This is a genomic window from Chryseobacterium oleae, from assembly GCF_900115055.1.
Taxonomy (GTDB): domain Bacteria; phylum Bacteroidota; class Bacteroidia; order Flavobacteriales; family Weeksellaceae; genus Chryseobacterium; species Chryseobacterium oleae.
Window position 1 is genome coordinate 261,416 of record NZ_FOVD01000005.1, and the last position, 12,353, is coordinate 273,768.

Here is a 12,353-nt window from a genome sequence, read left to right on the forward strand (position 1 = left end):
TCTTTTTTCTATTTTTAAGATCTGAAAAAATATTTTAGAAATAGCACCATAAAATTGAATTATGCCGCATACAAATATCTCCGGAGATAATATTATAAGCTTACAGAACGCAAAGATTGCGCAAAAAAACTTCACTGTTCTTTCTGATGTTAATCTTAACATTAAAAAAGGCAGATTCTGCTACCTTATCGGAAAGACGGGTTCCGGAAAAAGCTCACTGTTAAAGACGCTTTACGGACACATTCCTTTGGCATCCGGACATGGTGCTGTGGTAGGTTTTGAGCTAGCCAAGCTAAGACCTTCAGATATTCCCAACTTAAGAAGAAAACTGGGAATCGTATTCCAGGATTTCCAACTGCTTTCGGACAGAACGGTTGAAAAAAACTTAAAATTCGTTCTTGAAGCTACAGGATGGAACGATAAAGTAAAAATGGAAGACCGCATCAATGAAGTTTTGGGAAGTGTGAATATGAAGAGCAAAAAGCACAAAATGCCACATGAGCTTTCAGGTGGCGAGCAACAGCGTATAGCCATTGCCAGAGCTTTATTGAATCACCCTGACCTTATCCTTGCCGATGAGCCTACCGGAAACCTTGACCCTGAAACATCCAACGAAATCATGACCCTTCTAAAGCAGGTAGCCCTTGAAAACGGAGCCGCTGTAGTAATGGCAACCCATGATTACCATATGATCCAAAACTTCCCTGGTGAAGCGATCAGATGTGAGGACGGAAAAGTTTCTGTACTGGATACGGCTGAGTTATTTGAGTAAAAATTAAGAGATTGAGAAATTAAGGAATTTAGAGAAAAACTAAGCAGTTACCAACTAACTTCTAACTTCTAATCTCTAGCTTCTACTTTTTAAAGACATGAAACTCCTTCGTGAGTTCAAGATATAGGTCCGAGTATTGTCTCGGACTTTTTTCTATCACGAAATCAGACTCCTGAACTGGCACTTCTGCCAATGAAAATTCAAGAACTAATCTTTTCGTTTTGGAATATTCTATCCCTTTGACATTGATTCTACGCTTCAAAAACAATTGATTTTCTAGAGCTATTTTAATAAAGTCGTCTCCAGCTTCAGCAGGAATAATAACTGACAAAATACCTTGATCGTCCAAAAATTTTACTGAAGCTACAATAAGCTGTTGGAAATTCAATTCTACGGTCTGGCGGGCAATTTTGTCCTTATCCGAGCCGGATTCTTCAAAATAAGGAGGATTTGAAACAATCAGATCAAACTTCTTTTCAGTCTCAAAAGTTTTAAGGTCCTGATGGATATTTTGCAGCCTTGAATGAAAAGGCGAATGCTCAAAATTCGTTCCGGTAAGTAAAACGGCATCTCCATTAATATCCAGGCCAAGAAAGTTGGCATTTGTATTTCTTTGAGCAAGCATTAATGAAATCAGGCCGGTTCCTGTTCCTATTTCTAAAACTTCCGATGCATTTTCCACATCAGCCAAAACACCCAGCAATACTCCGTCTGTTCCTACACGGAAGACGTTTTTTGACTGTTGAATTTCGAAATGTTTAAAGGTAAAAGGCTTCACTATAAATTCGTAGGCAGTGTAATGGTAAATGTAGACCCCTTCCCTACTTCAGATTTCACAGCGATTTCTCCTTTATAATCCTCGATCATCTTTCTGACCATCGAGAGACCAAGGCCCATACCGCTGTTTTTAGAAGTAAAATTAGGTTCAAATATTCTTTCGTACATATTTTCAGGAATCCCGATTCCATTGTCCTGCACAGAGATCATAACCCGTCTCTGATGCTGTTCCACATCTACATTGATGATCAACTTACGTTCATCACTTTGAGCCTGCTTAGCATTGGTCACAAGGTTCGTAATGATCCTGGAAAGGTAAATCCTGTCCATATTGATCATGATATTCCCTTTATTGGAATGCATAAAGATACTGTCATCATTGAAAACACGCAGAATATCTTCCACTTCGGTATTCAGATTAATGACTTCATTATTTTTTTCAGGAAGTTTTGCAAATTCTGAGAACGCTGAAGCCACAGTAGCAATCAGGTCGATCTGATCTACCATTGTTTTGCTCATCTGCTTTACTCTTTCTCTGATATTTGGATCTTCCGGATCAAATTTTCTTTCAAAATTCTGGATGGTAAGTTTCATCGGTGTAAGAGGATTTTTCACCTCATGAGCCACCTGTTTTGCCATTTCTCTCCAGGCTTCTTCGGATGCTTTGAAACGCAGTCTTTCTTTCTGATCCTGGATCTGAAGAATCATCCTGTTATAAGCTCTTGCCAAAGCATTAAGCTCATCATTTTTATAGTATCTGATAGGACGCATTTCATTTTCAAACAATGTAATACGTGTGATCATATCAGAAAATTTGGTGATATTTTTCGCTAAACTGTTCGATGTCACCCAGCTTATCCAGATACTGAAAAGGATAAGGAAAATATCTACCAGTAAGATGTATTTGATATACTGGTGAAGAACATCCAGATAGGCAGATTCATTATGATACAAGGGAATATATACAATTCCTATAGGTTCCAGTTCATTGTTTTTTAACAGGAGATAAGAAGAAGTACGTCCTGCATCTTTTTTCTTATCATAGCCTTTGATATCCACCCTTGAGTCGGTAGACAGAATTTTATTCACGATATGAATAGGAATCGTTTTCTGATCAATAAGGCTCTCGTCTTTATTGGATAGAAGATAATTTCCTTTCAGATCATAGATTACAATATCGTGCTGGTTAATATCCGCTATCTCAAAAATCTTGTTCCCCAATACCATCGGCAGATCTTCCGTCTCCACAAGAGTACGGCTTACGGCATAGTCAAGGTATCTCATCACGGCATTCGTCTTCTCCTGCATATCAATATTACTTTGCTGCAGAGAATTATTCCTTAAGACAAAATAGGGAACGAGCGATGTAGCGACAACACTTAAAAAACAAACGAGAAGGAATCCGAAAAACACCCGGTTCCTTAAACTGTATCCTTTGTATTTACTTATCGGCATCCTACTTTTTAATTAACCTAGCAATATACTTACCAATAATGTCAAATTCTAAATTAACCTGATCTCCTATTTTAAGATGCTGCATATTGGTAAACTCCCAGGTATATGGGATGATGGCCACAGAAAACTGGGTATCTTCACTTTTCGCAACCGTCAGACTTATTCCGTTTACCGTAATAGAACCCTGCGGAACCGTTACAAAACTGCCGTTATCTTCATATTTAATGGTAATAAAATAGCTTCCGTCTTTATTTTCGATTCCTGCTACTTCACCGGTTTTATCTACATGCCCCTGTACAATATGTCCATCCAGTCTTCCATCCATCTTCATGCATCGCTCAAGGTTTACTACGGTACCTACATTCCATTTTCCAAGATTGGTCTTTTCCAATGTTTCATTGATGGCTGTTACTACATATTGATCATCTTTAATCTCAACAACTGTCAGGCAGCACCCGTTATGAGCCAGACTCTGGTCTATTTTCAATTCGCTCGTAAAAGGACATGTTAGGGTGAAATCTATGTTGCTTCCTTTTTCTTCAATCTTTTCAATAACGCCAACTGCTTCAATAATTCCTGTGAACATATTATTTTTTGCTAAATTTGTAAATTATAATCTTCAAAGATAATCAAAATGAGCCCAAAAAACCATAAAGTACGAGTAGGAATTTCAATAGGTGATTTTAACGGCATCGGTCCGGAGATCATCATGAAGTCCCTGACAGACAAAACCATTACGGATTTTTTCACTCCGGTGATTTTTGGCTCGGGAAAGTTATTTACCTTCCAGAAAAATATTTTCAAGCTGAATCTGAATTTCAACTACGTGAATGAAGCATCACAGGCTCAGCCGGGAAAACTGAATATGGTGAACCTTACCAAGGATAATGTGAATGTAGAATTGGGTGTTCCCACTGAAGAATCTACCAAAATGGCCATTGAATCTCTGGAACTTGCGACGGAAGCCTTAATGAAAGGCGACATCGATGTACTGGTTACAGCGCCTATCAACAAAGATGAAATGGTGAAAATGGGTTTTAAACATGCCGGACACACAGGCTATTTTGAAGAAAAATTCAGTAAAAAAGGACTGATGTTCTTAGTTACAGAAGATCTGAAAGTAGCGGTTTCTACCCACCATATTCCAATTGCCAGCGTAGCAGAAAATATTTCCAAAGAAAAAATAAAAAAACAGATCAGAGCCCTGAATCAGACATTGATCGAAGATTTCTGTGTACAGAAACCAAAGATCGCTGTATTGGGACTAAACCCACATGCAGGAGACGGAGGCGTGATCGGAAAAGAAGAGATCGAAATTATAGAACCTGCCATCAAAGAACTTTCTGACAACGGAATACTGGCTTTCGGGCCTTACCCTGCAGACAGCTTCTTTCAGCCGAATAAGTACAGAAATTTCGATGCGGTTTTAGCCATGTACCACGATCAGGGACTGGCACCGTTCAAAACTTTAGCCTACGAGGAAGGCGTGAATTATACAGCCGGACTTCCTTTTATCAGAACCTCTCCGGACCATGGAGTGGCCTATGATATTGCAGGAAAAAACATCGCAGATGAGCAGAGTTTTACAGAAGCGATCTTCACTGCTATTAAAATATTTAAGAACAGAAGCGAATATAACGATCTGATGACCAACCGTATGCAGCCAAGGAAAATGGTTGTAGACAACGGAGTAGATGAAGATCTGCCTGATGAAAATGAAGGATAATTCGTTAAAACAAATTTTAAATTAATTTGTTATGGATTTTATTTGTTATTATAAAAAAATTGCATATTTTTGCACACTCATTTTATGGACAAGTTAAGAAACTATGACGTAAGCTTTTCCGGACTCAAAAACGGGAAGCACGTGTTCAAATTTGAGATAGATAAATCGTTCTTTCAATTATTTGACACTGAACAGGAATTTACAAATCCTAAAATAGTAGCCGATGTCTTCCTTGAGAAGCACACTACGTTTTTAGAATTTGAGATCAAAGTAGACGGGACAGTAGAACTCATTTGTGATCTCACGAATGAAGAATTCGACTATCCTATTGAAAACGAGATTGGAATTTTGGTGCATTTTGGTGAAGAATATGATGACAGCAATGAAGATGTCATTACTATTCCAGCCTCAGATCATGCCTTTAACGTGGCACAGCTGATCTACGAAAATGTACAGCTTTCTATACCGATGAAAAAAGTTTCACCGAATGTAAGCGATGAAGATCTTGAAATCCTAAACAGGTTCAGTCCGAAAGATATTGAAGAGCCTGAGGAGGAAGAACATGAGAGCGACCCGAGATGGGAAGCGCTGAGAAAGTTAAAAGACAATAATTAAATAAAATAATTTAAATATGATGAGATGATGAATCTCATCGCTCATCAATTAAAAAAGTTATTCAAAATGGCACATCCTAAGAGAAGACAGTCGTCCACAAGAAGAGATAAGAGAAGAACTCATTATAAAGCAGTAGTTCCTCAATTAGCGAAAGATGCAACAACTGGTGAACTTCACCTTTACCACAGAGCTCACTGGCATGAAGGAAAACTTTACTACAGAGGTAAAGTAGTATTGGAAAAAGAAGTAGCAACTACAGAAGAAAACTAAGAGTCGCTTTTCACTGAAAAAGCCTCATTTTAATACAAAAACCGCCCGATTTTGATAAAATCGGGCGGTTTTTTGTTGTTTTTTATGTTTTTTTGGTATCTTTGACCCAAAATCAAATATCAAATTTATGGACATTAAAGACATACAAAATCTTATCAAGTTTGTATCTAAGGCTGAAGTTTCAGAAGTTAAATACAAAACTAAAGATTTCGAGATCACTATTAAAACTCCATTAGCTGGTAGCGATGCAGTTTATGCACAACCAGCGGTATACCACACAGCTCCTCAGGCGGCAGCTCCTGTTCAGGCAGCAGCTCCTGCAGCAGCACCGGCTGAAAAAGCGGAAGCAGCATCTGATGACAGTAAATATGTAGTGATCAAATCTCCAATGATCGGTACTTTCTACAGAAAACCATCTCCGGATAAAGATGTATTTGTAAATGTAGGTGACGAAGTATCCGTAGGAAAAGTAGTTTGTGTAATTGAAGCAATGAAGTTATTCAACCAGATCGATTCTGAGATCAGCGGAAAAATCGTGAAGATTTTAGTAGACGATGCTACTCCGGTAGAATACGATCAGCCTTTATTCTTAGTAGATCCATCTTAATTTAGAGGTTAGATGTTAGACATTAGATGTTAGACTCAATTCTGCATTCAAAATAACATTAATCTAATTTTCAAATTATCTAATTTTCAAATTGAAGAAGATGTTCAAAAAAATATTAATAGCCAATCGTGGCGAAATTGCAATGCGTATTCTACGTACTTGTAAAGAAATGGGGATCAAAACCGTTGCGGTATACTCTACAGCCGACAAAGACAGTCTTCACGTAAGATTTGCTGACGAAGCCGTATGTATCGGTCCTCCTATGAGTAAAGACTCATACCTTAAAATCCCTAATATTATCGCAGCAGCAGAGATTACCAATGCTGATGCTATCCACCCGGGTTACGGATTCCTTTCTGAAAATGCTAATTTCTCAGGAATCTGCCAGAAAAACAACATCAAGTTCATTGGTGCTTCTCCTGAGCAGATCGAAAAGATGGGTGATAAAGCCAATGCCAAAGCGACGATGAAAGCTGCCGGAGTACCTTGTGTACCTGGTTCAGACGGACTGATCGAATCTTATGAGCATGCTATAAAAGTAGCTGAAGAAACAGGATATCCGGTAATGATCAAAGCTACCGCTGGTGGTGGTGGAAAAGGGATGAGAGCAGTATGGAAAGCTGAAGACCTTAAAGATCACTGGGAATCTGCTATTCAGGAAGCTGTGGCTGCCTTTGGAAACGGAGGTATGTACATGGAAAAACTGATTGAAGAGCCTAGACACATTGAGATTCAGGTAGCCGGTGACCAGTACGGAAAAGCATGTCACCTTTCTGAAAGAGACTGTTCTGTACAGAGAAGAAACCAGAAACTGACTGAAGAAACACCTTCTCCTTTCATGACAGACGAGCTTCGTGAGCAAATGGGTGCTGCCGCTGTAAAAGCTGCTGAATTCATTGGATATGAAGGCGTAGGTACTATCGAATTCCTTGTAGACAAGCACAGAAATTTCTATTTCATGGAAATGAATACAAGAATCCAGGTAGAACACCCTATTACTGAGCAGGTAATTGATTATGACCTGATCAGAGAGCAGATCCTTCTTGCTGCGGGAACTCCTATTTCCGGAATCAATTATTACCCGAAACTTCATTCAATCGAATGTAGAATCAATGCTGAGGATCCTTACGCAGACTTCAGACCATCTCCGGGGAAAATTACAGGACTAAACATTCCTGGCGGACACGGAATCAGAGTAGACACTCACGTTTATTCAGGATATACTATTCCCTCCAACTATGACTCTATGATCGCTAAGCTTATCACTACGGCTCAAACCCGTGAGGAAGCTATTGCTAAAATGAGACGTGCACTGGAAGAATTCTATATTGAAGGTGTGAAAACTACCATTCCTTTCCACAGACAACTTATGGATAATGAAGATTATCTGGCTGGAAACTATACGACAAAATTCATGGAGGATTTTGTAATGGATAGAAAATATGATAATCACTAAGATTATTCTACATACAAATTGTAAACTGCCTCATTTTGGGGCAGTTTTTTTTATTATCAACATTCATAAATTTTAATTTCCATTAAATATTTACCCCATTTCATTCCAGAATTCCTCCAATCTCCCTCCCCATCGGAAGTTCATAAATACTTAATACTAAAACTTATAAACAACTGATTCTCAATAAATAATTTACCTAACAGTTGTTAGTAGAAGAATTACGACACTTTTTAAAATTTCCTGAAAAACTTTTCCCTGATAATATAAATACTTCTATTTTTGGTGACATAACATAACAAACCACACAATATTAACAATTAAAATTTACTTATCATGGCAGAAAGAAATTCAAGAGGAATTTTAAAATTCAACGGCGGTGAAGGGCAAAAGTTATTAAAACTTAACTACAGTGTATCCCGTTCTACAGACGTATCAGGAAGAGTAGCATCAGATCCTTCCAATGCATTGATCAAAATCACAGTAGAAGCTACTGAAAAATCAGACATCCTGGAAAGTCTTCTTAACGGAAAGTACAAGCCTACAACCGGAGAAGTAACATTCAACAAATCTCACGAAGAAGGAACACTGACTACTTTGAAGTGGGAAAACGGATATGTGATCCAGCATGAAGTAGATTTCGATGCAGTAGATGACAACAGTATGTATATCAGCTTTGTGATCAGCGCAGAACAAATCGATCTTGGAACTTCTTCTTACAGAGGAGAATGGCCTTCATCTTAAGAATGTAATTCCCTACATCAAAAAAAACACAAGACAGGATGGTAAACCCGCGAAAGGGATGCTGTTCTGTCTTTTTTGACTGTACTTATTCCTTTTACAGCTAAAAATTCAGTACGAATATCTACTGGTCATATGGTTAAAAATATCTTCAAATATATTTTCATTTTGGGAGCAGCATGGTTTCTCATTCATTCTGTTTATATCATTACAGACGGATTAACGAACACCAGAAGAAATGCTGAATTAGCGGTTGTATTTGGTAACACAGTGAATAAGGACGGAACCCTGTCCCCAAGATTGAAGGCCAGACTGGACAAAGCAATTGAAATATATCAGGATCATCAGGTAAAAAAAGTTTTAGTAAGTGGTGGCTTTGGTAAAGAAGGATACTGGGAAGGAAACGAAATGAAAAAATATTTGATTGAAAACAGAATTCCTTCTGAAAACATTATTACAGACAATCATGGAGATACTACCGAGAAGACGGTCATTAATTCTATAAAAACAGCTGACAGTTTATCCTATAAAAGCATTGTCTCGGTTTCTCAATATTATCATCAAACGCGTATTAAAAAATTATTTAAAAGACATCATTTTAATAACGTAACCAGCTCCAGTCCCAGCTATTTTGAAGCCAGAGATGCATACTCCGTTTTCAGAGAATTTTTCGCCTATTATTTATAAAACGAAGCCAACTACATCCCTCATTAAATCAGACTTGAAAAACACAATGATGACTTGACATCAAATGTTTCTCAGGTAGCTAAAGAAGAAGTTCACACCAACAAAAAAAGCATGGAAGAAAACCGGGTAAAACCTTTTCAGAAATATTCAGGGAGCCACATTTATCATGTGGAAAACTCACTTGAAGTACAGTTTGGAGAAAAAAAAGGCTTTCACTCATCCTGTAAGCTCAATATACAGGAAACCGAGAATGAAGATCACACCAAAAACTGGCTGATAGAAAAAATAGAAGGCGCTCCCCTGCCGTTTGAAAACAACTTTTTGGAAATTCTCCATGAACTGGAACAGAGCTCTTATCCTCTTGCAGTGAAAGTGGATGAAAAAGGTGTGTTTCTCAGTGCTTCAGATCATCAGAAAGTTGTAGAAAACTGGAAGCTGAAAACAGCCGCAATCCAGGAAAAACATCAAAATGCAGAGGTATTCAGAAATCAGTATCTGAATACTCTGGAAAATGAATCCCTTTTTTACACCAATAAACGGAAAGAGCCCTTCTGGAATCTTCTCTTCTTTGCACCATCTTATGTAGACAATGGTGAAAAAACTCATGAAACTTTTACGTGGAACATCAAAGGAATAGGAGATGTGGAATGCGCCGGAACCATCCTGGCCGAACAGAAAGATTATGGCTTTGATGCTTTTTTCATCTCAGAAATCAACATTCCAAATGATATAAAAGAGCAAATCGATAAAAAATACCAGCACAGCGCAGAACAGTATACGGCAACACTTACCATTCAAATGGAATACAACTCTCCGAAGAAGCAGTATTCAAAAAAGAAAGCCGACTTTAGTCTTTCGGATGGAGAAAAAACAGTATACCGTGAAATAAGCAGTAGTATATAACTTGATGAGCATAACGAAAACAGCATATCCCAAAAATGGCTATGCTTTTTTTCTGAAATTTTTAAAGAAAAAAAATTACATATGATAAAGATATAAAACCTGCTTTGTCTGATTTGTAAAAGGAATATTTTCTAAAACAGCCTAATCCTGCCTTAAAATACACTTTAATTACTGGCGTGTACCGTATTACGTTTTTGTTCATGCATCTCATTAATAATGCTTAAATTTGTCGAAAACCAAAACATATGTCAACAGCAGCAACAGCAAAAAACTCACAGTATTTTATTGACCTTGAAGACAAACATGGAGCGCATAACTATCACCCTCTTCCAGTGGTTCTTGACCGTGGAGAAGGCGTTTTTGTATGGGATGTAGAAGGTAATAGATATTATGATTTTCTTTCAGCATACTCTGCTGTGAACCAAGGACATTCTCACCCGAAAATTGTAGCCGCATTAGTGGAACAGGCCCAAAAACTGGCTCTTACTTCAAGAGCATTCTACAATTCGAAATTAGGTGAGTACGAGCAGAAGATCACTACCCTTTTCGGATTCGATAAGGTTCTGCCTATGAATTCCGGAGCTGAGGCCGTAGAAACTGCCGTAAAACTGGCCAGAAAATGGAGCTATGAGGTAAAAGGAATTTCAGAAAATGCAGCCAAGATCATCGTTTGTGAAAATAATTTCCACGGAAGAACAACTACTATTGTTTCTTTCTCCAATGATCCTGATGCCAACCTGAACTATGGTCCTTTCACACCAGGATTCATCAAGATTCCTTACAATGATACTACAGCATTAGAAGAAGTATTAAACAGAGAAGCAGGAAATATCGCCGCATTTTTAGTGGAACCTATTCAGGGTGAAGCCGGTGTGTATGTTCCGGACGAAGGTTTCCTGAAAAATGCTTCCGAGCTATGTAAAAAACATAATGTCCTTTTCATCGCAGACGAAGTTCAGACCGGTATCGCAAGAACAGGACAGCTGATCGCTTGTCACCACGAAAATGTACAGCCGGATATTCTGATCTTAGGGAAAGCCCTTTCCGGAGGCATGTATCCCGTATCTGCAGTATTGGCTAATGATTCCATCATGAATGTTATTAAGCCCGGACAACATGGCTCTACGTTCGGAGGAAACCCGATTGCGTGTGCTGTGGCAGTAGCCGCTTTAGATGTGGTGGCGGATGAACAACTTTCAGAAAGAGCAGAGCAGCTTGGGCAGCTTTTCAGATCAGAAATCGAAAAAATCATTGAAAAGAACAGTCTTATTACCAAAGTAAGAGGGAAAGGTCTTTTAAATGCTATTCTGATCAACGATACTCCGGACAGCTCTACAGCATGGAATCTATGCTTACAGTTAAAAGAAAACGGCCTTCTTGCAAAACCTACCCACGGAAATATCATCAGATTGGCACCACCTTTGGTAATTACTGAAGAGCAGCTTTTAGACTGTGTCAAAATCATTGAAAAAACTATTACAGAATTTCGTTAATGAAGTTATCAGTCTGTTATATTGTTTTAAATGGGGAAAGAGTCATTGAGCAAAGTATCAGTAGCATCCATGAGATCGCTGATGAGATCATTGTCGTTGATTCTTTTTCCACAGACAAAACTGAGGAGATCTGTAGCGGGTTTCCGAAAGTAAAATTTATCAGAAAAAAATTTCTCGGCTTCGGCTGTCAGAAAAACTATACCCTGTCTGAAGCTTCGGGAGAATGGATTTTGTTCCTTGATTCCGACGAAGTTCCGGACGAAACGGCAGTAAATGCTATTAAAGAAATTTTAAAAAGTGCCAATCCTCCCTATAAAGTCTATGAGATTCACTTCAACAATATCTTACTGAAGAAAACCATAAAATATGGCGGTTGGGGTAACGTGTGGAGAGAAAGATTTTTCAAAAAAGGTCACGGAAAATATACCGATGATCTGGTACATGAATGTTTTATCACTCAGGATAAAAAAGGAAAACTACCGGGAAATATCAATCATTATACCTATAAAAGTATCGCCCATCATATTGAGAAAATCAATAATTACACCCAATTGATGGCCGAAAAAAAGGTTTTGAACGGAAAATCGGTATCCCTTTTTAAAATTATTTTTTCTCCCTTTTACGATTTTACGAAGACCTATTTTTTCAAACTGGGTTTTCTGGATGGTGTGGCCGGATTTTATATCTCAATCACAGGAGCATTTTACACATTCCTGAAATATATCAAGATTAACGAGATTTACAAATTCAAATAATATCTTTTGAATTAAAAAATATAAACAGCCGGACTGCATTACTCTAATTGCTTCCGGCTGTTTTTTTATGACCGTTCTTTATCTAACCTGAGTTCGGGA

Annotated in this window: 14 protein-coding genes; 11 read left to right on the plus strand and 3 right to left on the minus strand. The window is 38.0% G+C overall.

All coding sequences use genetic code 11. The features are described 5' to 3' along the window. Positions 1-61: 61 nt before the first annotated feature. Complete coding sequence (locus BM143_RS16820; RefSeq protein WP_034723244.1) at positions 62-772, plus strand: cell division ATP-binding protein FtsE; 711 nt, start codon at positions 62-64, stop codon at positions 770-772. Between the two features lie 82 nt (positions 773-854). Here BM143_RS16820 and BM143_RS16825 read toward each other — a convergent pair whose 3' ends face one another. From BM143_RS16825 to BM143_RS16835, 3 genes are read right to left on the minus strand one after another with little or no spacing between them, the layout of a single operon-like run. Further along, complete coding sequence (locus BM143_RS16825) at positions 855-1,550, minus strand: tRNA1(Val) (adenine(37)-N6)-methyltransferase (RefSeq protein WP_090025705.1); 696 nt, start codon at positions 1,548-1,550, stop codon at positions 855-857. Next, positions 1,550-3,004, minus strand: a complete 1,455-nt coding sequence (locus tag BM143_RS16830; RefSeq protein WP_034723240.1) for a sensor histidine kinase — start codon at positions 3,002-3,004, stop codon at positions 1,550-1,552. Before BM143_RS16830 ends, BM143_RS16825 begins: the two co-directional genes overlap by 1 nt. Position 3,005: 1 nt before the next feature. After that, positions 3,006-3,590 (minus strand): riboflavin synthase, encoded by a 585-nt coding sequence (locus BM143_RS16835; protein WP_072921288.1) that lies wholly within the window; start codon positions 3,588-3,590, stop codon positions 3,006-3,008. A 48-nt stretch (positions 3,591-3,638) separates the two neighbouring features. On the opposite strand from BM143_RS16835, the gene pdxA reads away from it, so the two are divergent. The 10 genes from pdxA (at position 3,639) to BM143_RS16885 (ending at position 12,254) form a co-directional block, all read left to right on the plus strand. Next, a complete protein-coding gene (gene pdxA, locus BM143_RS16840) occupies positions 3,639-4,730 on the plus strand; it encodes a 4-hydroxythreonine-4-phosphate dehydrogenase PdxA (protein WP_072921286.1) in 1,092 nt (363 codons plus the stop codon). Between the two features lie 84 nt (positions 4,731-4,814). Next, positions 4,815-5,345, plus strand: coding sequence for a YceD family protein (locus tag BM143_RS16845; RefSeq protein WP_090025707.1), 531 nt, complete (start codon positions 4,815-4,817; stop codon positions 5,343-5,345). A 66-nt stretch (positions 5,346-5,411) separates the two neighbouring features. After that, on the plus strand, positions 5,412-5,615 hold the full coding sequence (gene rpmF / locus BM143_RS16850; RefSeq protein ID WP_007843326.1) for a 50S ribosomal protein L32: 204 nt from the start codon (positions 5,412-5,414) through the stop codon (positions 5,613-5,615). Between the two features lie 127 nt (positions 5,616-5,742). Then, on the plus strand, positions 5,743-6,222 hold the full coding sequence (gene accB, locus BM143_RS16855) for an acetyl-CoA carboxylase biotin carboxyl carrier protein (protein ID WP_034723234.1): 480 nt from the start codon (positions 5,743-5,745) through the stop codon (positions 6,220-6,222). Positions 6,223-6,322: 100 nt separating this feature from the next. Beyond that, positions 6,323-7,678, plus strand: a complete 1,356-nt coding sequence (gene accC, locus BM143_RS16860; protein ID WP_090025709.1) for an acetyl-CoA carboxylase biotin carboxylase subunit — start codon at positions 6,323-6,325, stop codon at positions 7,676-7,678. Positions 7,679-8,011: 333 nt separating this feature from the next. Beyond that, on the plus strand, positions 8,012-8,419 hold the full coding sequence (gene tssD, locus BM143_RS16865) for a type VI secretion system tube protein TssD (protein WP_090025711.1): 408 nt from the start codon (positions 8,012-8,014) through the stop codon (positions 8,417-8,419). Between the two features lie 132 nt (positions 8,420-8,551). Next, positions 8,552-9,103, plus strand: coding sequence for a YdcF family protein (locus tag BM143_RS16870; protein WP_090025713.1), 552 nt, complete (start codon positions 8,552-8,554; stop codon positions 9,101-9,103). Positions 9,104-9,157: 54 nt separating this feature from the next. After that, complete coding sequence (locus BM143_RS16875) at positions 9,158-10,006, plus strand: hypothetical protein (protein ID WP_090025715.1); 849 nt, start codon at positions 9,158-9,160, stop codon at positions 10,004-10,006. A gap of 245 nt (positions 10,007-10,251) precedes the next feature. Beyond that, positions 10,252-11,499, plus strand: a complete 1,248-nt coding sequence (gene rocD, locus BM143_RS16880) for an ornithine--oxo-acid transaminase (protein WP_090025717.1) — start codon at positions 10,252-10,254, stop codon at positions 11,497-11,499. Then, entirely contained in the window at positions 11,499-12,254 is a 756-nt protein-coding gene (locus tag BM143_RS16885; RefSeq protein WP_090025719.1) for a glycosyltransferase family 2 protein, read from the plus strand. Before rocD ends, BM143_RS16885 begins: the two co-directional genes overlap by 1 nt. Positions 12,255-12,353 lie beyond the last annotated feature (99 nt).